The organism is Clostridium pabulibutyricum (assembly GCF_058242705.1).
Window position 1 is genome coordinate 40,303 of sequence record NZ_JBZAYZ010000012.1, and the last position, 19,991, is coordinate 60,293.

At 31.9% G+C, this 19,991-nt stretch carries 33 protein-coding genes; all 33 read right to left on the reverse strand.

The window, feature by feature from the left end:
* Positions 1–10 precede the first annotated feature (10 nt).
* Positions 11–943 (reverse strand): phage minor head protein, encoded by a 933-nt coding sequence (locus AC4CVH_RS12320; RefSeq protein ID WP_490788052.1) that lies wholly within the window; start codon positions 941–943, stop codon positions 11–13.
* A complete protein-coding gene (locus AC4CVH_RS12325; RefSeq protein ID WP_490788053.1) occupies positions 936–2,477 on the reverse strand; it encodes a phage portal protein in 1,542 nt (513 codons plus the stop codon). Before AC4CVH_RS12325 ends, AC4CVH_RS12320 begins: the two co-directional genes overlap by 8 nt.
* Positions 2,474–3,886 carry a DEAD/DEAH box helicase family protein gene (locus AC4CVH_RS12330; protein WP_490788054.1) on the reverse strand — a complete coding sequence of 471 codons (1,413 nt, stop codon included), beginning with the start codon at positions 3,884–3,886 and terminating at the stop codon, positions 2,474–2,476. Before AC4CVH_RS12330 ends, AC4CVH_RS12325 begins: the two co-directional genes overlap by 4 nt.
* The gene (gene terS / locus AC4CVH_RS12335; protein ID WP_490788055.1) at positions 3,879–4,730 is read right to left on the reverse strand and encodes a phage terminase small subunit; all 852 of its coding nucleotides are present in this window, start codon (positions 4,728–4,730) and stop codon (positions 3,879–3,881) included. The genes AC4CVH_RS12330 and terS overlap by 8 nt, the downstream gene beginning before the upstream one ends.
* 36 nt (positions 4,731–4,766) lie before the next feature.
* On the reverse strand, positions 4,767–4,991 hold the full coding sequence (locus AC4CVH_RS12340; protein ID WP_490788056.1) for a hypothetical protein: 225 nt from the start codon (positions 4,989–4,991) through the stop codon (positions 4,767–4,769).
* A gap of 59 nt (positions 4,992–5,050) precedes the next feature.
* Entirely contained in the window at positions 5,051–5,950 is a 900-nt protein-coding gene (locus AC4CVH_RS12345; RefSeq protein WP_490788057.1) for an amidoligase family protein, read from the reverse strand.
* Between the two features lie 141 nt (positions 5,951–6,091).
* Entirely contained in the window at positions 6,092–6,403 is a 312-nt protein-coding gene (locus AC4CVH_RS12350) for a hypothetical protein (protein WP_490788058.1), read from the reverse strand.
* Positions 6,404–6,481: 78 nt separating this feature from the next.
* Entirely contained in the window at positions 6,482–7,711 is a 1,230-nt protein-coding gene (locus tag AC4CVH_RS12355) for a DNA modification methylase (protein ID WP_490788122.1), read from the reverse strand.
* A gap of 3 nt (positions 7,712–7,714) precedes the next feature.
* Positions 7,715–7,903: a hypothetical protein gene (locus AC4CVH_RS12360; RefSeq protein ID WP_490788059.1), complete on the reverse strand. Its 189-nt coding sequence runs from the start codon at positions 7,901–7,903 to the stop codon at positions 7,715–7,717.
* A 137-nt stretch (positions 7,904–8,040) separates the two neighbouring features.
* The gene (locus AC4CVH_RS12365; RefSeq protein WP_490788060.1) at positions 8,041–8,259 is read right to left on the reverse strand and encodes a double zinc ribbon domain-containing protein; all 219 of its coding nucleotides are present in this window, start codon (positions 8,257–8,259) and stop codon (positions 8,041–8,043) included.
* Positions 8,249–8,983, reverse strand: a complete 735-nt coding sequence (locus AC4CVH_RS12370; protein ID WP_490788061.1) for a hypothetical protein — start codon at positions 8,981–8,983, stop codon at positions 8,249–8,251. The genes AC4CVH_RS12365 and AC4CVH_RS12370 overlap by 11 nt, the downstream gene beginning before the upstream one ends.
* 187 nt (positions 8,984–9,170) lie before the next feature.
* Complete coding sequence (locus AC4CVH_RS12375; RefSeq protein WP_490788062.1) at positions 9,171–10,085, reverse strand: hypothetical protein; 915 nt, start codon at positions 10,083–10,085, stop codon at positions 9,171–9,173.
* 183 nt (positions 10,086–10,268) lie between these two features.
* On the reverse strand, positions 10,269–10,571 hold the full coding sequence (locus AC4CVH_RS12380) for a hypothetical protein (protein WP_490788063.1): 303 nt from the start codon (positions 10,569–10,571) through the stop codon (positions 10,269–10,271).
* A gap of 58 nt (positions 10,572–10,629) precedes the next feature.
* On the reverse strand, positions 10,630–10,854 hold the full coding sequence (locus AC4CVH_RS12385; protein WP_490788064.1) for a hypothetical protein: 225 nt from the start codon (positions 10,852–10,854) through the stop codon (positions 10,630–10,632).
* Positions 10,855–10,941: 87 nt separating this feature from the next.
* Positions 10,942–11,223: a hypothetical protein gene (locus tag AC4CVH_RS12390; RefSeq protein WP_490788065.1), complete on the reverse strand. Its 282-nt coding sequence runs from the start codon at positions 11,221–11,223 to the stop codon at positions 10,942–10,944.
* 47 nt (positions 11,224–11,270) lie between these two features.
* Complete coding sequence (locus AC4CVH_RS12395) at positions 11,271–11,564, reverse strand: hypothetical protein (RefSeq protein ID WP_490788066.1); 294 nt, start codon at positions 11,562–11,564, stop codon at positions 11,271–11,273.
* Positions 11,564–11,755: a DUF6011 domain-containing protein gene (locus AC4CVH_RS12400; RefSeq protein ID WP_490788067.1), complete on the reverse strand. Its 192-nt coding sequence runs from the start codon at positions 11,753–11,755 to the stop codon at positions 11,564–11,566. The genes AC4CVH_RS12395 and AC4CVH_RS12400 overlap by 1 nt, the downstream gene beginning before the upstream one ends.
* Positions 11,756–11,758: 3 nt before the next feature.
* Positions 11,759–12,247, reverse strand: a complete 489-nt coding sequence (locus tag AC4CVH_RS12405; RefSeq protein WP_490788068.1) for a hypothetical protein — start codon at positions 12,245–12,247, stop codon at positions 11,759–11,761.
* 15 nt (positions 12,248–12,262) lie between these two features.
* On the reverse strand, positions 12,263–12,568 hold the full coding sequence (locus AC4CVH_RS12410) for a hypothetical protein (RefSeq protein WP_490788069.1): 306 nt from the start codon (positions 12,566–12,568) through the stop codon (positions 12,263–12,265).
* Between the two features lie 2 nt (positions 12,569–12,570).
* A complete protein-coding gene (locus tag AC4CVH_RS12415) occupies positions 12,571–13,242 on the reverse strand; it encodes a hypothetical protein (RefSeq protein WP_490788070.1) in 672 nt (223 codons plus the stop codon).
* A gap of 17 nt (positions 13,243–13,259) precedes the next feature.
* Positions 13,260–13,796: a DUF5651 domain-containing protein gene (locus AC4CVH_RS12420; protein WP_490788071.1), complete on the reverse strand. Its 537-nt coding sequence runs from the start codon at positions 13,794–13,796 to the stop codon at positions 13,260–13,262.
* Between the two features lie 58 nt (positions 13,797–13,854).
* A complete protein-coding gene (locus AC4CVH_RS12425) occupies positions 13,855–14,496 on the reverse strand; it encodes a putative metallopeptidase (RefSeq protein WP_490788072.1) in 642 nt (213 codons plus the stop codon).
* A gap of 18 nt (positions 14,497–14,514) precedes the next feature.
* Positions 14,515–14,670 (reverse strand): hypothetical protein, encoded by a 156-nt coding sequence (locus AC4CVH_RS12430; protein WP_490788073.1) that lies wholly within the window; start codon positions 14,668–14,670, stop codon positions 14,515–14,517.
* Between the two features lie 74 nt (positions 14,671–14,744).
* A complete protein-coding gene (locus AC4CVH_RS12435; protein WP_490788074.1) occupies positions 14,745–14,939 on the reverse strand; it encodes a hypothetical protein in 195 nt (64 codons plus the stop codon).
* Between the two features lie 5 nt (positions 14,940–14,944).
* A complete protein-coding gene (locus AC4CVH_RS12440; RefSeq protein WP_490788075.1) occupies positions 14,945–15,349 on the reverse strand; it encodes a DUF1064 domain-containing protein in 405 nt (134 codons plus the stop codon).
* Positions 15,346–15,549 carry a hypothetical protein gene (locus AC4CVH_RS12445; protein ID WP_490788076.1) on the reverse strand — a complete coding sequence of 68 codons (204 nt, stop codon included), beginning with the start codon at positions 15,547–15,549 and terminating at the stop codon, positions 15,346–15,348. The genes AC4CVH_RS12440 and AC4CVH_RS12445 overlap by 4 nt, the downstream gene beginning before the upstream one ends.
* Positions 15,550–15,565: 16 nt before the next feature.
* Positions 15,566–15,775 (reverse strand): hypothetical protein, encoded by a 210-nt coding sequence (locus AC4CVH_RS12450; protein WP_490788077.1) that lies wholly within the window; start codon positions 15,773–15,775, stop codon positions 15,566–15,568.
* A 4-nt stretch (positions 15,776–15,779) separates the two neighbouring features.
* Positions 15,780–15,962, reverse strand: a complete 183-nt coding sequence (locus AC4CVH_RS12455; RefSeq protein ID WP_490788078.1) for a DUF6877 family protein — start codon at positions 15,960–15,962, stop codon at positions 15,780–15,782.
* 11 nt (positions 15,963–15,973) lie between these two features.
* Positions 15,974–16,219: an AbrB/MazE/SpoVT family DNA-binding domain-containing protein gene (locus tag AC4CVH_RS12460; protein WP_490788079.1), complete on the reverse strand. Its 246-nt coding sequence runs from the start codon at positions 16,217–16,219 to the stop codon at positions 15,974–15,976.
* A gap of 20 nt (positions 16,220–16,239) precedes the next feature.
* A complete protein-coding gene (locus tag AC4CVH_RS12465) occupies positions 16,240–16,809 on the reverse strand; it encodes a hypothetical protein (RefSeq protein WP_490788080.1) in 570 nt (189 codons plus the stop codon).
* A 55-nt stretch (positions 16,810–16,864) separates the two neighbouring features.
* The gene (locus tag AC4CVH_RS12470; protein WP_490788081.1) at positions 16,865–17,773 is read right to left on the reverse strand and encodes a hypothetical protein; all 909 of its coding nucleotides are present in this window, start codon (positions 17,771–17,773) and stop codon (positions 16,865–16,867) included.
* A 126-nt stretch (positions 17,774–17,899) separates the two neighbouring features.
* A complete protein-coding gene (locus AC4CVH_RS12475) occupies positions 17,900–18,106 on the reverse strand; it encodes a hypothetical protein (RefSeq protein ID WP_490788082.1) in 207 nt (68 codons plus the stop codon).
* A 15-nt stretch (positions 18,107–18,121) separates the two neighbouring features.
* Positions 18,122–19,921, reverse strand: coding sequence for an ATP-dependent helicase (locus tag AC4CVH_RS12480; RefSeq protein ID WP_490788083.1), 1,800 nt, complete (start codon positions 19,919–19,921; stop codon positions 18,122–18,124).
* Positions 19,922–19,991: the final 70 nt, after the last annotated feature.

Genomic DNA, 19,991 nt, shown 5'->3' on the forward strand with positions numbered 1-19,991 from the left:
TCCTATTGAATCAATCTAAACTTTCACCTTTAAACACCGGCACCATAGTACATCGGCAATGAATAACTTCTCTTGCTGGTGCTCCTAAAGAACTATCCCCTGGGAACATAAGTTTATATCCTCCAACTTCAAAAGGTTCATCTAATTTCTTTTTTTGTCCATTGGCAGCCTCATGATCTGGTCTTACTCTATCATCATGAGATGAAAGCCACTGTTTCCCTATTACATAATTACTTTGATTATAGCTTTCAAATTCACCTGCATTACTAGCAGCTATAGTCTCAGTACGTGCAACCCTTATGGCCCTATTCCTATCAAATGCAGGTAATTTATCCAATCTATCAGATAGTTCATCTATAGTCTCTCCTGCTTCATATCCTTCTTTCAATGACCTTACTACAGAATCATGTGTTGTCTGCTGTACCTCCGGAGCAAATTTAATAACATGATTTTCAATCCATACTGCAGAATTTTTATTGAATATTTTTTCATCAAAATACGCTGGCTTTTTATCTCCATATTTCCAGTCAGGGCCTTCAATTTTTATCCTTGATTTAAAAGTATCCGCTAAATCCTTTAAACTTCTTTTGGCTAATTCCTTAATATATTTCCTTACTAAAGGCTGAATTTTGCCTTTTAGTTCATTTATATATTTATTGTTACTATCACCAGAAAACAAAAGAGACTCTATATCTTTTTCTATATCTTCATATACTTCAGAATCATCCAAAGAATTTTTTATTTTTGATATATAGTAGCCTTTTTGCTTATTAAAGAAAGCTGTCATTGTCTTTTCAACATCTCTTGAAAACTGTTCTGCATCTGTAATCCAAATTTTATTACCTTTTACCTTAGCAAAATACTTATTTGTATCACTATCAAGTTTAGCTATAGCTTTTTTTAATCCGCTAGAAAATGCCACCAAAACATCTCTTTTACCCATTTTGCAAGGCTCCTTCCACAGACAACTGAATATCTTTCAAAGCCTCAAGTATTTTATTTTCATCTGATTTCTGGACTGCACCTTGAAGTTGCTGTACCTGTTTTTGAATATCAAACTGCTTTAAAGTTATCTGTAGAGGTTGATTTGCCCAATCTTCTTTTATAGTTTCAAATTTCTTGCCAAGCAGCTGCCCCATAGAATCAAGAAGCATATTTGGTGTTGCAGTACCGGCAGATATATATGGATATAAGGCTCTGGCTATATCACTATTGTCTGTTATCTTAGGCATATTAAAATTCATAGAAACATTTTTTATTTCTAATTTGGGTCTAAGTAGATTATTGAATTTAAAGGAAACTGCCTCTCTTTCAGGCTGAAAGACCTGTTCCTCTGTTATCTGTCTGGCAGTATCAGCTGTAGACCGATTATAATCTTGACTTTCACCTGTATAAATAGGTGGAAGCCTATACGCTGAACGTATGTTGTTTCTGTTATTTTTACAATATTCCTGGAATAAAGCATCCTCTGGAAGTATTTCAGCCAATTTTTCCAATCTTATATTAACTTTATTTGATTTTTCATCAGTACCTACTAATCCATCTCCATCTTTAAAGCCTTCAGCCTCTAAAATTAAATATCCATATTGTGCATCTTCACCTTTAGAATTTTTCAATAACTCAACGGATGCTTCTGTTAGTTGTCCATTCTCAACTACAACAGCCAAAGGAATATGTCTTCCATTATCAAAATAATTATAATTAAGTTCCTGAGCTTTTCTAGTACCTTCTAAGTTTAAAACATTCCCTAAATATCTAGGAAGACCATAAGGTGTATATGGGCTATATATATTAAAAAATATTATTGATGTTGCTTTTCTCTCTTCCTGAATGTTTTCCCCATAATCTCCTGTTTTCCAGTCCAAATCCCTTGGATCTCCAAACTCTTTAAAGTACACTGTCTGTATACCTCTTATCTGAACAAACTTACGAAATCTCTTTTTTCTATGAATTACTGTTTCTTTGCCATTTTCATCTGTTATTGTTACATCAATATCCACTAAAGTTTCATCCTTTTTACATATTCTTAAAGTTTGTCCTGGAATATGCTCAAAGCCTGCGGGCATTCCCAACCCATCAGGTAGAACTTCTATTGCTCCCCATCCAAGTCTTTCTCTATCATCAATAACTTTTTTCATGATTTCAATAAAAGATTCGTCGAAATTACAATATTTAAAAAAGTTATCATATTTGTTACGTTCCATATCCAATTCTTTTTTAACTGTATCATCAGCTTTATCATAGTCAGTGTCAAATTTAAAGTTATATCCAAATCCAACTATATTATTTTTATAAGCATCTATACATTGCTGTAGTATATCCGAATGTTCTGGTAGTCTTATCAGAAGTTCTGGGCTATAAAGTGGAGATATCACTCCTTTTTCATACAAACCAGTAAAAGGATCCGTGTCTATTTGTTTACTTTGTCCTACTGCATCTGTTGCAACTATCTTTTTTACCACTACTTTATTATTCATATCCTGCCAGCCCTGCCTCCTTTCTTCCTTTCATTACTCTTAAATCTAACAGGCAAACATGCCAATGTAACTGCATCTGCTCTGTCAGGAGATCTCAGTCCCCTGTCTTTCATTTCTTTTTTTGATTCAATTTTAATCTTTCCTGAAGAATGATAAGTGTATTTTCTACAGGAGAGCTGTCCTACTAAATCATCATCATTAGGAAGTATAAGTTGACATTTATGGCCATTAGATATATCAATCTGATCTCTTACCACACTCCATAAATATGTTGTTATATCATAGCAATACTTATGGTGTACGGATTTGGCCATATTCACCGGATATACTTCTATCCAGGTAATATTTTTATCTCTTATTACTTCCCTAACCCTGTCAGTTACTCCACCACCCAGACCGGTATCATCAATCTTTACTTTTATTTTGCCTCCATGTTCAAAGAATTCGGGACACTTTTCTTTTAAACTACTGCATGAAAAAAGAACATCACCCGATGTTCTCATGAGGTCCTGCCCTCTTCTAATTTTTAGTGGCAAAATCTTATTATTCACTTTATGAGCTATTACAGTATCATCATCTCCAAATCTAGCAACATCCACACCTATATCAATGGTTTCAATCGTACGCTCTACATATTCCGTCATTATGGACTGCTCTATAAACTCAAGAGGAATAAACACATCATCCTCTTGTTTAGGAAAGTCTCCATCAACTCTTACTCTTACTACATTGGAATCTTCTCCATATTTCCTAATGAGTGATTTTATATTATTCTTATTGGTCCTCTTGACATCTCTGGCACTAACTTTAAGAGTGTAATAATCAATTTTATCTCTGTAGAATGCATCATGGAATATTCCTGCTGTCTTCGTAGGATTTCCCAAAAGAAGTAATCTATTGTCTTCATGTCCTAATGTACCAAGTATTGCTTCTAATATTTTATCTTCTACACCAGAAGCTTCATCAACTACAAATAACATATATTGCTCATGGTAGCCTTGTAAATTCTCTGGGTCCGTTGCCGTTTTAGCAGTTGCATACCATACTGCTCCATATCCACTCATTTCAAGCCTAGTTTTTTTCCATACAATCTTGCCATCGAGAACAGTCCCCTTTAGCCTCTTATTTAGCTCCGACCAAAGTACATCTTCCAGCTGCTTTTTTGTTGGAGCTGTAGCAACTATCCTTGAATAAGGATGCATAGATATATACCAAAGCATTAAACATGCTGTTACTGCTGTCTTCCCGACACCTTGTCCTGAACGTATTGCTGTCTTCGGATTATCCCGAACACTTTCCACAGCTTTACCCTGCCAATCATCAGGTTGAAAATTAAGTATATCTTCAAAAAAGCCTATAGGATCGTTATAATAAGTCTCAACCACTTTCACCCAAAAATCACTATTCATCGTTAACACCGTTTCGCTTATTCATGGCCTTAAGTACTGCATCAGCTAGAGCATTCTCTTTGTTGCTATTTTCATTATTTATATCTACTTCAGCTCTCAATCTAGCAATTCTTGCTTTCTGCTCCTCAGTAGCCAAATCCCAATTAGCATGTAAGGTATCATCATATTGTTTTACTAAACTCCTTAGTTCAGCCATGGCCCTGCTTTGAGCCTGCAGTGCTTTTGCCTGTTTATCCCATGCAGTTTGAATTTCATATTCTTTTTCCCAACCATCTGAAGCAACCCCGGTGGATTCTTTTTCTCTCTTTAAAATTTTAGTAAGGTCCTCCTGATCTTTTACATACATAATTCTTTGGGACCTTATAATTATTGCATATTGAATTTTTATCCCATTCCAAAGCATATCCAATGGATCCATCTTATCTATCTCCTGAAAAATATCAAATGTTTCTTCAGGAAGGTATTTGGAATAAAAGCCATGCTTTTCAGCTTTTTTATTTCTAAATGGACCTCCAGGACCTCCTTTATTACCTACAGCATTTTTATTCCCATATCTAGCTTTTGAACTGTGTGTGTTGGTTTTGTTAGATGCTGCTGAATTTTTATCAGCATTTTGATTATTGTTATTCTTGTGAGGTTTTACCGATTTGTTGTTATTCGTTGTACAACTATTATTTTTATGTTGTACAACATTATCTTTCCATTTATAACGTTGTTTCCAAACTGCAATTTTCTTTTCATCTTCACCCAATATTTTAGCTATTTCTCTATTAGCTATATTGCCGTTATGCTCCCGGTATATACAAAATGCTTTTTCTATATTGGGGCTCCGCTGTCTTGCCATCCTTACATTGTCACCACCTCACCAATCTCAACATTTTTAATCTGTAAACTCATCTTCATTTTTTTTAGTTATTTTAAGTAATAAATATAATGCATTAACATCTGGTGGTACTACCTTTTTTATTTTCTTAACCCTGGCATTTTTGCCATCTTTAGTAGCTACTATTTCAGTCTCTTCATACTCATATCCAAGTGCCCTTTTCAAAAGAGCATCTTCAATCTTTACTTTTAATTCCTTATTTTTCAAAGTAACCTTTCCCAAAATATCACCTCATAAGTCAGCTCCCTTATGAAGGCAAATAAAAAAGGAGGCTTTACCTCCTAAGCTACTCTTCCATGTCTAAATGCAATATTTCCTTTTAATTTTGATAATAAGTGCGTTCTACATGTTTTAAACTCATCTCCTATTAATCCAAGCCTTAGCAGCCATGTTCTAAATGTATATTTTTCGTTATCAGTTATTGTTTTTCTCTTACTTGCCGATTTTTGAACCATAGCCTGATGGCTTATTGCCAAGCAAAATTGAATATAAGCTTTAATCTTACCTGCATGGGTGGTACTGTTAAATATTCTAAATTCTATAGTCCCCTTAGTAAAGGTTGCATGTAGGTTTAATCCATGATATCTACTGCTATGATAATGATTGCTTCGTGACCCACAATATGGCTTATACCATATATCTGCGAAGTCATTTAAAGTTTTTGGCTTTCTATTATTAATTTCCTCCACAAATCTTTCACTTAACTTTCTACAGTAATCTGATTCCCTTTTACCTTCGACTCCTAAAGCCCTATATATTAAATCCTGCTTACTATAAAAAATATTTACGAGGTTCCTTAAAGTTTTTTCATTATGGTTTGCAGCGTCTATATGGATATGTATTCCGCAACTTCTATTCACAATTGCACCAGCCTTTCTTAGAAGCCTTACTATTTCTTGGATTCTCTGTATATCCTTATATTTACATTTTGGTGATACAATTTCAACTCTATATTCATCACCAGCATATAATAATCTACCTGATGATTTTCTTTGAGCCCGTATACTGCTATCTCTTTCTACTTTCCATATTCTATTTTCGCTATCTTTGATTTCATATTGTTTATAGATACCGGCTTTATATGTCGCCCTACTTTCAAAACATTGTGCAATAACTTTAGCAGCTCTTTCTCTAGTAATACCTGTAAGCTCAATTTCTATTCCAAAAACTTGATTCTTCAATTTCCCAACCTCCAACTGTGTTTCTTTGTTGTGTACATTAATCACTCTGAAACGCAGTAATAGCAAGGACTTTAAGCTACTTTTTTAATATTAATATTCAAATTATTTTATAACTTAAAAAAGCCCTTTTGGGGGCTTTCTTTAATCTTCTAAAGCTGTATACCTTGGATAGGTATATCCTTCAGGATCTACTAAGATACTTTTCTTAGTTTTTATATTTTTAACTCTTATACATTTCAATTCTTCCTTATCATTGCAACCTCCATCTCCTTCTGATATCCAAGTTTGGTTCTTCCAAAGTGCTTTTGTAAATTCATTAAATTTCTCATCGTTTAGAATTATTTCTTTTACAACTTTGTAACATATACCCCTTTCACCAGCCTCTTTAGCTTTCTTTGTGAATTCTTTAAGCTCCTTGAGATTTAAAATTTTCCTTCCAAATAATGCTTTCATATTAAACCCTCCTGTGTTTTTTTGTTATACTATATATCACTCTAAAACACAGTAATAGCAAGGGTTTTATTGATTCTTTTAAATATTTTTATAAGAATTTTTTTTACCATCTCTTATTAAAAAAATTCCTTCTTCTCCAACATTTTTAATATATCTTTTTATAATGACATCACAGTACTTTTCATCTATTTCCATGAGATAACATACTCTATCTACTTCGGATGCAGCAATTAATGTTGACCCACTTCCTCCAAAGAAATCAACAACTATATTCTTCGGCCTGCTGCTATTTTTTATTGCCTTAGCACAGAGAGCCAATGGTTTCATCGTTGGATGCTCACTACTTCTTTGAGGCTTTGGTATTTCCCATACTGTATCCTGGGTCCTATCACTAATGAAATAATGGGCTTTACCTTCTTTCCAACCATAAAGTATAGGTTCATGCCTCCACTGGTAATCCTGCCTGCCCATAACAAAAGTATTCTTTACCCAAATTATACACTCGGCAAGTTTTAGACCAGCTTCTCTATATGCCTTCCTAAAATCTTCTCCTTTGCTATCCGCATGGCAAACATATATTGGAGCTCCTTCCTCCATAATATCAGAGTAATTATTAAATACTTTTAGCAAAAAATTATAGAAAGCGTCCTCATCCATATTGTCATTTTGTATAGTTAATCTTTCATCGGTACCGCCTTCATAGTTTACATTGTATGGAGGATCTGTAAATACCATTTTAGCTTTATGGTTATCCATTAATTTTTCTACATCACTTTTTAAAGTACAATCTCCACACAACAATCTATTTTTACCTAGAAGCCATATATCGCCTCTTTTTGATATAGGCCTATCAGTATTCTTTATTTCCTCATCCACATCAAATTCCAAATCTTCATTTATCTCTTTAGGAATATATTTATCGATAAGGTCATCTATTTCACTTAATGAAAAACCAGTAAGTTCTAAATTATAATCATCTAATTTCAATGAATCCATTTCTTTCAACAATGCTTCATAATTCCAGTTAGATTTCTCTGAAGATTTATTATCCATAATTCTAAAGGCTTTAACCTGATCAGGAGTTAAATCTTCATCTTTCAACACTGGCACTATTTTCATTCCTAATTTTTTTGCAGCTTTATACCTGGTATGTCCAGCTATAATTATGTTGTTTTTATCAATGATAATGGGAACTTTAAATCCAAATTCTTTGATACTTTCTGCCACAGCATCAACTGCAGATTCATTATTCCTAGGATTGTTTTCATAAGGTACTATATCATTTACATCAAACATCTTTACTTCCATCACTTAGAAATTCCTCCATGTTTTTTGCTTCAGTGCTCCCCCTCGTCCCCTTACATAACTATCCTGCCTCATTAAATTTTCTATATCAGTAAGAGAGAGTTTTTTGAATCCTTTTCTAGATTTATGTCTCCTAGATTTTTTATTTTTATTATTATTTGAATGTTTATCATCAATAATATCTTTTACAATCACCTCTCTCACCACCTTTCTTTGCAATAAAAAAAGAGCCCTGGCTTTTTCCAGAACTCTGTGTTGATTTCTATTAAATTATAATTTCTCAAAATTATTATACCATAATGTCAAGTTTTACGCATTTATTTTTTTCTATTTTACTCATATCTTCCCTCCGGAGCAAATTTATTTATATTACATTCATCACAATTTTGAGCAATAGTCTTTACAACTTTTTTACTGCTCCTCCAACAATGTAGGCATCTATCTTTTAATAATTTTTTGCCACATTTTTGGCAAAAATTACAAGGCATTCTATTTTTATGGCCACAATGAGGACATTCAAGGATCATCGAATATTTAGACTTATATTCCAATATGATCATCCTCCTCTTCAGAAGAGGTTAAATCATCAAATACTCTAGTTACAAATCTTTTAGCCTTATCTTCCGGATATTTACTATACCAAAGATCACATCTATATTCATCATGAACACTCGTAAAGTAGTCAAATTCCTTTTTATCATTTAAAATCGGCCTTACTGCACATCTACCTATATGTTTTTTACTACCCATTCGGAAACAACAATTTATACATTTTTTTACTTTACCACTTAATATCAATTTACGTCTGTACTTTTTATATCCATACACCTTAGCAACTAATTTATCTAGGCAATCAATTTTATTTATATTGAGCTTTTGTATTTCAACACCCCATATCCTATAAAAAGCAGGAAAATCAAATGATATTTCACCTTTATTCTTCAATTTATCATATAACTTTTTAGCTTTAACCAGCTCATCAATACTTGGTTGTATTAATCCATATACTTTTACATCCAGTTCATCAAAAAAATTATTTTTATAACCTTTAGGTTTAGATTTTTTAAATGTACTATCTATACCTTCTTTAAATGGAATTGGAAAAATGAATTTATTTGATTTTTCAGGAGAAACTGCTACAATAGGCTGAAATATTTTAATAAATACTTCAAATATCTTGGTAAATGCATCGGCAGCTACTTTTACAGAATGTCTAAAACCTTCTACATCAATTCCAATTTTATTTTTCATTTTTTTATGTGCATTTTCATACATAAATATCAACATCCTTAATAATATTCATAACTTCTTTAATTCATCCAACATTGTATATTTGCTAATTTCATTTTTTCAAGATCATCATATTCAAATGAGATACATACAACATGTTTCTCATCTTGCAAATATAAAAAGCACCGTATTATTCATAAAGGATTTTACGGTGCTTTTTATATTATTAATTTTATATATAATCATCATAAATTTTTGTTTTAATATCTATTTTTTCATAATTTTTTCTAAAAAAGTATAATGAGATACTCTCATTACTCAATTTACTAGCAGCCCCTGATAAATTAAATAATTTTTCTTCATTTACAAAGTCTCCATGAGCTAACTTATTCCTAATTTTAACTAATTGATTTAATTTATCTAAATCTATCGGTAGTTTTTTATAATTGCAAAAAAATGATATTTTTGAAAATATGCTATTATATGCTATTTGTCTTAAATTTTTATATACTTCATCAGTACTTGTACATAACATATTATCAGTCATACTAACTTTTAAATTTTCATTAAAGTATTTCTTAATAAAGTTATTTAGAATATGTTTATTATTTTGTTTCGCTTTTTTAGTATAATTTTTTTCATGAAATTTCAAATAATTTTTTTTCGATATTTTTTCAATAACCTTGAAATAATATATAATTGCATTTTCTATATCATTATTGATTAAGCTTTTTAACGCAACAGCATTTAATCCAATAACTTCCTCAAATAAACTACGTTCAACCCTAAATCTTAAAATTTTATTAGAAATAGCTTCTAACTTTTTAATATCTCTAGTGACTTCTATATTAAACTTTGTATTATTGCCTTTATATCTGATATTAATATTCTTATCTGAAATTGGTGCAGCACAAATATATTCAAGTACATTATTAGAAAATAAAATACGGCTTCGCGCCTCACCTTTATCTTGCTTATCTAACAAACAATAACAATATAATACTTGTTCATTTTCTTTCGGATTAAATAAATATTTATAATAATTATTTAAAAACTTAAATTTATCTCCATTTTTAAATCTTAATTTGAACCTAAATGGATAATCAAAATTATCAAATTCATATTTATAACAGTATATATAAGCCATTGAATTTACCTCATTGTTATATTTTTAGCTATAAATGTTATTAGCTATAAAAATTATAACACATAATAATAGATTTAAAATCCACTTAAATTTTCATCACCATATTATTTATTCAATTTTCAAAGAACAATTTTATCTGACTAATTCACAATAATTTCATTTCTAAACTTTTTGATTTACGAACTAGGTTTCTGATGTTTTTATAGTAATTGGACTTCCTGAATAATTATCATTGTAAAAGCATTTCTTTTTCATGTTGTAATATTGTGCATATTTAAACCCTATAGCTGCAATATCTAAATTTTCCTCTTCAGGATAACAATTATTATTTATATAACTATCACTAAATCCTATCTTGTGTAATATTTCTCTATTTGTTTTGTTATCTTCAACAAGGATATAATCAATCTCTCTATTACTTGCAGAATCCTCTATAATTTCCATGTTATTTATCAAATTCAATTTTTCATTATTGGCTAATTCCATAAATTTTCCTCCTTTGGCACCGACACCAATGTCGGCGCAATAATTCCATTTTATAAACTTAATATCTAAGTCTTTGGCCACATCTGGAGCAGTATTGACCATTTATGCTTTTTCTGCATAAAGGATAAACTTGACTTGAAGTTTTTGTTTTAATAACGTTCTTGGCTATTTGTTTTTCTAGAGCTTCTACACTTGTTTTAAAAGCATATTTAATTTCTGGACAAATCCACTTGCTGTTTAATTCTTGATTCATGATATCTAAAGAATATTTATAATCCTCCAAAGCCCACTCTCCTGAATATTCAAAATAATTTCAACTCCCTTTAACTTAACTGTAAAACATATCTTAAATGTATTAAGTTTATCCTTATCATAATTGAAGATATAAACTTAATCCTAATGCTCTGGCATATAATAAATAATCAACTACATTTTTGTCCATTCCTGTTTCTAAACTTCTTAATCTTTCTTCGCTTAAAAGAGTAACTTTTGATATATATTCAAGACTTATATTATGTTCTTTACGGTACTTTACTAGATTTTTTCTAATCTCATAGTATCTATCCAATGCATCAACCATATATTTTTGTTCCTGATGTTTCTGTACAAACTTTCCTTCATTTTCTTTCGCATCTACCTTATGAAAGGGCATCTTATCACTCCTACTCCTTTATGTTTCAAATAAAAATTTCATAATATTTAGTTATTTTTATCATCTATGTTTGGTATAAGTTCTTTAATTGGAATTTTGAAGATATTACAATATTTTTCAATACTATTTCTAATATAAATTTGCTTATCATTTATATTTTCACTGTTAAATCCATCTATAAGTAAATCTATTATATTATCTAATACTTTTATTTCTACCTTACTCTCCATCCTCTGCTCTAGCTTAAGTATTTCTTTTCTGGAATCTTCTACTTCTTTGGCTTTACTTATCAAACTTTGAATCTCTTTATATGGAACTATCACTTTTGCATTTTCCAGCATTATCTATCTTCCTCCTCAAATATATTTAATTGGCCTGGTATTTCAGTTTCTTTCCTATGTTTGTTATTTTTACGCCTTCGTCTTTCTTCTTTTGCAACCTTCATAACTCTGCGCCAACATATAGGGCCAATTCCCCTTTTCCGGCTTTCACTATCTTTTAACTTTCTGTGGCAGATTAAGCAACGATCCACTGCTTAATCTCCAAATCCCTTTATTCCAAAAAATCTTATGGCCATTCTCTTTATACCCTTATCCCTTATTTTGTAAATCTGCCTATCAGAAAGTTCTTTATCTCTAAAGTTATGATCCATATTCCTTTGCTCTAAATTTTTTCTAACTTGACTCAACTTTTTATTGTCTACATAAAACCACCGAACCATTTCCTCCTGCAGCTGATTCCCCTGCCCCTCAGAGAGACCGCTCAAAGCTTCATCTAATTTAGCAAGTTTTATTTTCGTAAGCTTTATCTCCTGCATTGCCTTTTGTTTCCTATATACTCTATTCACTAATAAATCATCCGGAGCTTTCCCCCCGGAACCATGAGGTTGGCCCGAATAATCTATGGCCTTAACACTTTTAATTTCAGCATCGATTTGCATTACTTCATATTTCAAAGTTTCAAGTGAGATTTTTAAATCATTGTAATGCCTTAGATACTCTATTGCTTCTCTGATATAGTCCATATAATTACCCCCATTTCAATACTTTCCTTCATCAAAATCATTCTTTGATTTATTCCAAACCATACGTGAGCTGGTATAAATGTTATTTAGAATTTTTAATATGTCTTCAATTCGTGTTTTCCATGGTGGATCTTTTTTATTACCTATTTCACTCCTTCTAGTCTCAAATAATATTGTGCTCCACCTGTCATATTCTGCTAAAGCATCTTTATGTAATTTGTAAGCTACCGAATATTCAGTATCCTGTAATCTTTTAAATCTTTCGAGGATGTCAATAAAATTATCAACATCCTCCTGATATAATTTTTCTGGTATGTTCATGGCTATCTCTCTATTACCACACCATTAACTTTGCATAATTCTTTCAATTCCTTAATAAGATCTCCAACTTCTGAAAAATTCATTGGCATTACAGTCGTCCCATTGGGTCTTTTCATGATAAAGCCTCCATTATTTTCATAAATCCTATAATTCATTATTTTTCCTTTAAAATCTGAAGGAACCAATATTCTTCCATGAGGTAGCTTACTATTTTTATTCTCAACTTTTTCATTTTCATCCGTTTTAGATTCTTCGTTGATTAAAACATCAGTATCTTTAATATCTTTGTTTAGGGAATTATCTAATAATACATCCTTTAATTTTCCTGATTCTCTTAAAGCATCTATACGATAGTCAACTGTATGAAGCCCTATATTATACTGTTGAGCAATAAATTCTTTAGTTTTTTTATTTAAACCATGCTCCTTAATTTCCTGAAGCAGCTGATCATCAGTTATTTTTTGCTTTGCCCCCATTGCAGGCACCTCACTTTCAACTTTTTCAATTTCTACCCTTCCAGTTTTTAAGTTATATTTATTTATGGTGTTTTTATACATGCCATTAGTGATTGTTATAAATTTATCTGTTTCTTGAACAACCTTATATCGCTTAGATTTCCATCCGCCTCTTACTTTTACAAATACATCAATCATTTCTCCTGGATTATATCCCATGCTCCACCTTCTTAAATTCAAGCACCTTTTTCGGCTATTCTATTACCCTTATATGCATATCTGCAGTTATTTTTATTCCAGGTACTTTCAGGTACAAAATTTTCTTCAAGTACTTTATGAAGTTCACATTTTTTCCAATTTTCATTGCAACCATTACAGTTAACATCCATTATTTCCTCACACCATTTATAAAACATGTCTCTTGGTATCACAGCATTTACCATATGATTATTTATATCTCTATATATTTTCTTAAGTGTATAATCATCTACCAACCTAAAATCAAATTTAATAAGCCTTTTATGCAACTTTTCTTTTTCTTCAGGGGCCAGTCTGTTCATAACACTGGTGCAAAATTTACTAAGATACGTGTTTGCCATTTTCAAATTTTTATGTTCCTCTTTAGTCATATTTCCTCTTTTATCCCAATCCTCAAGCATTGCTGATATTTTAGGTCCATCTATACCACCATTTCTTTCTCCGTTCATAAGCTGCAGAACTGACATCAAAACCATCAATTGATTTTTCTCTGTAGCATTTAGATAATCTTTCATTCTCTCCACATCCCTTTTCACAGGGCCTGCATATTTCAAACAAGCCCTGAACAATATATTATTTAGCTCTCTCTATTGGAATTACATTATTGTCAAATATACTTATTTGCCTTTCTGTTGGTATTACTTCTCTCCATGCTTCAAAACTATCATCTAAAATATCTTTTATTTTAGATTTTGTAGAATCCCATCCAGTACCAAATGTGGCCACAATATTATTCCAATCTTCAATATCATGTCTTTTCATGCCATCTTCTCCTGGATCTATATGCCTAAGTTCATGGTATATAAGTAATACCAACTGCTCTCTGCTCATCTTATCTGTATACCATGTTCTTGTTTCTATAATCCATTTAAATCCTGTTAATTCAGCAAAATTCTTGTTAGCTTTCATAGTCCGGGCTTCCCAGTTATATTTGGCATTTCCAAGTTTCCACTCTGTATCCTCTATAAACAATATTTCTCTAGGTTTTATCCCTTTTAACTCCTTAAATTTCTCTATAAGTTTTTTAGCTATAGGAGTATAAATGTAATTTTTTATCCAGTGTTTTTCTCCCCATTTACCATTCTTAATGTTAGTAACATGGTGGATTCTCCCGCTGTCCTCATTACAAGCCCACTGTATGTTGTATCCTCCGGATATATCTATATCTTCTACAACTTCACCAGTACCTTCATCAACAACTTTCAGCTTATACACTATGTCACCCCCTGCATATTACTTTAAATTTTCATCTTCTCTAGCTCTCTTCTCCCATTCGGATTTTTCTTTCATCAAACTAACTACTTTACTAAAATCTCCGCTCAATTCTGCATCTTTAATTTGCTTATCTATCTTAGCAATAGTTTGTCTGTAGAACTCAGCCAATAACATACTCCATTAATACCTCCATTTTTTAACTTGCATCATCAGGATAATATCCCTTTAAAGTACACAACTCTTGAATACTATACATTTCCCCTTATTTCAGCAATATTCTTATGCTTGTTTTCCATAAGCTTTCTTATTTCCTTTGCAGCAGTATCGATATCGCAGGATTTTACTCCTGCAACATCTTTTATTAGATTTCCAATCTCTGCCCTTTGCTTTAAGTCGAGGTTAAACCTAATTGTCAACTTATAAATTACTTCACCCGGTGTCATAGATTTCATACCTCCTTCAATATCTTTAAATCAATATCCGGATATCTTAACTTAAATTGTTTTAAGGTCCTTTTCCACTGCTGGCTCTCATATCCCTTGGTATCTTCAACAGTATAGGTACCATCCTTGTTGAATACTAAAAAATCTGCTTTATAGGTAATCCCTCTATTCTCTCCATTGCCTTCCTGCAGAATAAATTCCGGCTGCAAGACAAACCCTGCTATTTCACCACTGGCACAAAGTATCTTCAGCTGGCAATACCTTTTGCATTCTAACTGGGACCTAAAGTAAAAACCATCTCTCCAAATACCCTTGTTTTTATATTTTTGAACTTTAGGCTTCTCCTTTGGCTTCATTGACATTCCTCTTCTTTTGCAATAAGCTTCATATTCTTCCTCAGTCCAATTCATGCAGATGCCTTCTTTAATTTCAAAAGTACTGCTCTATTGCAATATATATCATTTTTTATTACACATTCGTTATGATTTTTACCCTTTATCGTATAAAGCGCATCATTTTCATAGATGACTTTACCGGAGATGATTTTTTTATGTCTCGATTTACCATCTATTTCAAAAACAACTCTATCTCCCATTTCAATCTTTTTCATAAAATTCTCCTCTCCATCAATCAGCCTCTATCGGGGAACAAAATCCCCTTTTCACTTCAGAGATAGCAACCAATTTCCATCCTTCACTCCATGGCTTTTCATTGAAATGTTTCATCAATATTTGCCTTGCTTCATCCTCCGTTTCTGCAAATATCTCAGCTGCATTATCCGGATCAAATAAGGCATTGTCATTAAAAAATAAATATAATTTTAAATCTTTTTCCATATAATCACCTGATGTTTATAAGATTTTCAGCATATCTAAGCTGCTGTTTAATATAGGGATCATTTATACTGATCCCCTCCTGGCTCATCCAATCAGTTATCCTTTTATCTATATCTGCTATAGCTTCAGTAGGGAGCTTCCTCAGATTCTTATTCAGATCATCAATAGTATTAATTTTTACTTTCATACACCCTCCATTTACCTATTGTTCTTCAGGTTATCCATGCATTTTTTGCATATATTTTTGCCTTTCCACTTCACAACATCTTCTACTTCCCCACAGAATATGCATGCCGGCTGATACTTTTTCAAAACGATTTGCTCTCCATCCGTATATATTTCAAGAGGTGTATATTCTGGGATATCAAATTTATCCCTTAACTCCTTAGGTAAGACTACCCTCCCTAACTGATCTACCTTTCTTACGATTCCTGTTGAATTCATCTCATTTTCCTCCTAAAGATTTATTTTATTAAATTAATACTTACATACTCTTTCTTTTTATCATTCCAAACCAAATCTATAAGGCTTCCACAACTCTTGCAATTAGCTTCTCTCAAATTTCCCATAACATAAAATGTTGCTGTGGTGCCACAATTGGGGCATTTATAATATGCAGGCTGCAGCTTTGTTATAGGCAAATCTGCTTGACAATTTTTGCAATTTAAAGTTTTATTTTTGTACTCTAATTGTCCATTTTTTATATAAAGAAGCATTACAGCTATCTTCTTGCACTCAGGACACCTTACCATTACAAGTCCTTTAGATAAATTTTCCTCATCCGGGCTTTGAGTAATTGGATCATTATTTTTAACTGTAGTTATATCTGCTTTTTCTACATGGTTATAGTGGCTATGGTCTACATGAACTTCTTTATGACATTTAGATTCCAATGCATCTAGAGAGTCATTAGACTGTTTTATAGCTTTCTCAGTTAGTATTGATACCAGCTGACCAAATGTTTCTACATCAAGGCCTTCTTTTAAATTCACATTTATACGTGCCCGTTTTTCCAACGCTATTGATATTCTCACCTTTACCTACCTCCATCAAATATTTTTCATTCGGCTATATTGTCAATTCAAAACCTTAACCACCTTCATCATCTTCAGAGCTTTCATTGTCCCATCCAAGAAGCTTTTTCTCTAAGTCCTTAAAATCATACGTCCTCTGTTTGAAATTGTTAAAAGTACTTTCTTTTTTCCCATATTTATAACTCTTATTAGAGCTGCCACTACTAACAAGCCCATTTTTAATGCTCCAGAGTTTTTTTACAATCGGTTCACAGTATTTAAAACTATTTATCTTATCACCATCAAATTTTGGTTTAAAATTCTTAAATGATTCATCTATACCTGACTTAATTACATCAACTGGTATAGTTTTTAATAAATCAATCATTACCTGAGTTTCTGCTGCACTTATATTGAATTCTACTGTACCTGCTTTATCGCAATAATAATTGGTAATTTCTTGAAGGCTATTATTACTATAACAACAAGGATCTTTTAGTAGATTAATATTTTGTTCGGGATTTAAATCCGTACCCCTTACGGATTTATTTCCGACCCTCTCCGGATTTGAATCCGACCCTATCGGATTTATTTCCGAACCCCTCGGATTCTCTTCTATACCATTCGGATTTTTTTCCGATACACTGGAATCATTTGAATCATCTACAAGTTCAATATACTTAGGACCTAAAGTATAAAATGAATATGTCCCTGCTCTTTTAAATGTTTTATGTTTCAATATTCCAATTTTACACATGGTCTTTAATCGTCTATAAATAGAATCCTTTTTTATTTTTAAGATAGGCAGTTCTTTTAAAATGCCCTCATATTTAACCCAGTAATAACACTCGCCATCCACTACTTCGGTTGACATGTTCTTACTGTCTTTAAAATCAACAATATATCGAAGGATTGCCAAATCATTGAGATCAAGCCCAAATTCTATTGCTTTGTTTTGGCTAAAACCATATAATGTATATTTCATATTTATCCCCCTTTGGGAACAATTAATAAATATCTGATATAATCTATATGGGATAAGTACTTTTTGCCGAAGTACCTATCCGATATTACTTTATTGTGTGGCGGTTGCTTTGCCGAGCAGCCGTCTTTAATTTCCTTCTGCAGTCATTCTTTTAAATTCTGCATGGTCCTCTTTAGTTTCATAAAATATTTTGTCTTGCTTTTCATCATATCTAATTCCACTTATGAACCATTCCGGATTGTCCGGTTCATATACCTTTAAGTCATTTTTATTCATTACTTTTATTTGAGCATTAAATCCTTCAATTAAACTTTTAAAAGCTGGATTTGCCATACATGATTACCTCCTTTAATTTCTAAGTTCATTTAAGAATTGGCTTTCTTGGGTCACAAGCTCTCTATTACCCCAACCTAAAGCCCTTTTGGACCTGCTAAGGTATAATTTATCCTTTGCTCTAGTTATGGCCACATAGAAGAGCCTACGCTCTTCCTGAAGGTCTCCTCTTTTATTAGGAAATACATTTTTATTCATTCCAACTACAAATACATTCTTGAATTCAAGTCCCTTGGAACTATGGACTGTCATTAGTTTTACAGCATCCTTTTGTTCCATAAGTTTTTCCTGAATATCTTTTATATGAACCCATTTTAGGAAGCTAGAAATATCAGTGCTTTCACCTAAATTTTGTTGTATATTTGTCCATTTTTCTATAACTTCCATGGCTAGTTCAATATCTCTAATTTTGTTATTCCTCTTTTCTTCAGTATATTTTTCTTTTAATCCTAGGACATTTTGTGCTATGCAAAACACTCTCGAAGCTTCTGAATTTTCTTCAGTGATGTATTTGTATATATCATCTATCTGGTTAATAAATTCTTGAATTCCATTAGTATCTTCTCGACTTTTTAGTGATTCCATAAGGCTTATAGATTCATCTATCTGATACTTCTCTAATGCCTGAAATTGAAGCTCAGTTAACCTCTTTACAGGAAAATTTATAACTTTTTTCAATGTTCCATCATCTTTAGGATTTAATATTACCTCCAGAATATTTAAAATCATCCTTACATCATATTTCTTCAATGGATCATTTTTATTACTTACAATTTGAAACGGTATATTAAATATTTTAAAAGCCTGTATAAAGGGATCCATTTGCTTGTTTGTTCGAGTAAGTACTGCATAGTCACTATAATTCCCACCTTCTAATACCTTTCCACACACTAAGTTACATTCATTGCTTATATTCTCAGCTACAATATATTCAATCCCAGGGCCATCTTTATGTGTTCTCAATTCCTTTTTAGTCTGATTTTCATTGTGTGATATTAAATTATTAGCTGCAGTTATTATTGGAACTGTTGACCTATAATTTTCTTCAAGCTTTATTACTTCACATCCATGATAATATTTTTCAAAGTTTATGATGTACTCTGGCTTTGCTTTTCTCCAACCATATATGCTCTGAAAATCATCCCCTACTACGAATAAATTTTGAGGATTAAGTGCTTTTATAAGCTGCATTTGTATATCATTAGAATCCTGAAATTCATCTACAAAAACATACTCATATAGTGAATTATATTGGCGCTGAACCTCCGGATAATTTTTTATTATTCTAAGTGCATACACCAACAGCCCATCCAGATCCACAGCATCATTTCTTAAAATCCTGTTTTTATATTCATCACCGGCACCTTTTACATCCATATAATTTTTAGATCTTTTATTAAAATCACCATTTAAATAATCTATAACTTCATCCGGATGTGCATCATACTTAAATTCATTTATTATTACCCTCAAGATATTTTCCCTATCTTCCTGATCATATATAGTAAAATCTTTATCATATCCTATCAGGTACCCCCATTCTTTCAAGATCTTTAAGCAAAATGCATGGAATGTATTACAAAATAAGTTTTTGCCTTCATTTTCCCCGACTAATTGGATAACTCTCTCTTTCATCTCCTTTCCTGCCAACCTGGTAAATGTAAGTGCCAGCATATTGGAACATGAAACTCTCTGTTTCTGCAGATATGCTATTCTGCTGGTTAAAGTTGAAGTTTTCCCTGTGCCAGCTCCAGCCAAGCAAAGAATAACTTTGCTTGTGCTTTCAACTGCCTTTCTTTGTGCTGCGTTTAGCATTTATTTTCTCCTCTCTCAAGCAATCCTTGCATTTTCGTGGATACCCTGGGCCAGGAATCAACTCATCACT

What these genes read in the sequence shown, in the direction of transcription:
- AC4CVH_RS12320 (WP_490788052.1), bottom strand. Translation starts at nt 943, where the DNA reads ATGGGTAAAAGAGATGTTTTGGTGGCATTTTCTAGCGGATTAAAAAAA.
- AC4CVH_RS12325 (WP_490788053.1), bottom strand. Translation starts at nt 2,477, where the DNA reads ATGAATAATAAAGTAGTGGTAAAAAAGATAGTTGCAACAGATGCAGTA.
- AC4CVH_RS12330 (WP_490788054.1), bottom strand. Translation starts at nt 3,886, where the DNA reads ATGAATAGTGATTTTTGGGTGAAAGTGGTTGAGACTTATTATAACGAT.
- terS (WP_490788055.1), bottom strand. Translation starts at nt 4,730, where the DNA reads ATGGCAAGACAGCGGAGCCCCAATATAGAAAAAGCATTTTGTATATAC.
- AC4CVH_RS12350 (WP_490788058.1), bottom strand. Translation starts at nt 6,403, where the DNA reads ATGAAAGCATTATTTGGAAGGAAAATTTTAAATCTCAAGGAGCTTAAA.
- AC4CVH_RS12355 (WP_490788122.1), bottom strand. Translation starts at nt 7,711, where the DNA reads ATGGAAGTAAAGATGTTTGATGTAAATGATATAGTACCTTATGAAAAC.
- AC4CVH_RS12370 (WP_490788061.1), bottom strand. Translation starts at nt 8,983, where the DNA reads ATGTATGAAAATGCACATAAAAAAATGAAAAATAAAATTGGAATTGAT.
- AC4CVH_RS12375 (WP_490788062.1), bottom strand. Translation starts at nt 10,085, where the DNA reads ATGGCTTATATATACTGTTATAAATATGAATTTGATAATTTTGATTAT.
- AC4CVH_RS12380 (WP_490788063.1), bottom strand. Translation starts at nt 10,571, where the DNA reads ATGGAATTAGCCAATAATGAAAAATTGAATTTGATAAATAACATGGAA.
- AC4CVH_RS12390 (WP_490788065.1), bottom strand. Translation starts at nt 11,223, where the DNA reads ATGCCCTTTCATAAGGTAGATGCGAAAGAAAATGAAGGAAAGTTTGTA.
- AC4CVH_RS12395 (WP_490788066.1), bottom strand. Translation starts at nt 11,564, where the DNA reads ATGCTGGAAAATGCAAAAGTGATAGTTCCATATAAAGAGATTCAAAGT.
- AC4CVH_RS12405 (WP_490788068.1), bottom strand. Translation starts at nt 12,247, where the DNA reads ATGGACTATATCAGAGAAGCAATAGAGTATCTAAGGCATTACAATGAT.
- AC4CVH_RS12410 (WP_490788069.1), bottom strand. Translation starts at nt 12,568, where the DNA reads ATGAACATACCAGAAAAATTATATCAGGAGGATGTTGATAATTTTATT.
- AC4CVH_RS12415 (WP_490788070.1), bottom strand. Translation starts at nt 13,242, where the DNA reads ATGGGATATAATCCAGGAGAAATGATTGATGTATTTGTAAAAGTAAGA.
- AC4CVH_RS12420 (WP_490788071.1), bottom strand. Translation starts at nt 13,796, where the DNA reads ATGAAAGATTATCTAAATGCTACAGAGAAAAATCAATTGATGGTTTTG.
- AC4CVH_RS12430 (WP_490788073.1), bottom strand. Translation starts at nt 14,670, where the DNA reads ATGTTATTGGCTGAGTTCTACAGACAAACTATTGCTAAGATAGATAAG.
- AC4CVH_RS12435 (WP_490788074.1), bottom strand. Translation starts at nt 14,939, where the DNA reads ATGACACCGGGTGAAGTAATTTATAAGTTGACAATTAGGTTTAACCTC.
- AC4CVH_RS12440 (WP_490788075.1), bottom strand. Translation starts at nt 15,349, where the DNA reads ATGAATTGGACTGAGGAAGAATATGAAGCTTATTGCAAAAGAAGAGGA.
- AC4CVH_RS12445 (WP_490788076.1), bottom strand. Translation starts at nt 15,549, where the DNA reads ATGAAAAAGATTGAAATGGGAGATAGAGTTGTTTTTGAAATAGATGGT.
- AC4CVH_RS12450 (WP_490788077.1), bottom strand. Translation starts at nt 15,775, where the DNA reads ATGGAAAAAGATTTAAAATTATATTTATTTTTTAATGACAATGCCTTA.
- AC4CVH_RS12455 (WP_490788078.1), bottom strand. Translation starts at nt 15,962, where the DNA reads ATGAAAGTAAAAATTAATACTATTGATGATCTGAATAAGAATCTGAGG.
- AC4CVH_RS12460 (WP_490788079.1), bottom strand. Translation starts at nt 16,219, where the DNA reads ATGAATTCAACAGGAATCGTAAGAAAGGTAGATCAGTTAGGGAGGGTA.
- AC4CVH_RS12470 (WP_490788081.1), bottom strand. Translation starts at nt 17,773, where the DNA reads ATGAAATATACATTATATGGTTTTAGCCAAAACAAAGCAATAGAATTT.
- AC4CVH_RS12475 (WP_490788082.1), bottom strand. Translation starts at nt 18,106, where the DNA reads ATGGCAAATCCAGCTTTTAAAAGTTTAATTGAAGGATTTAATGCTCAA.
- AC4CVH_RS12480 (WP_490788083.1), bottom strand. Translation starts at nt 19,921, where the DNA reads ATGCTAAACGCAGCACAAAGAAAGGCAGTTGAAAGCACAAGCAAAGTT.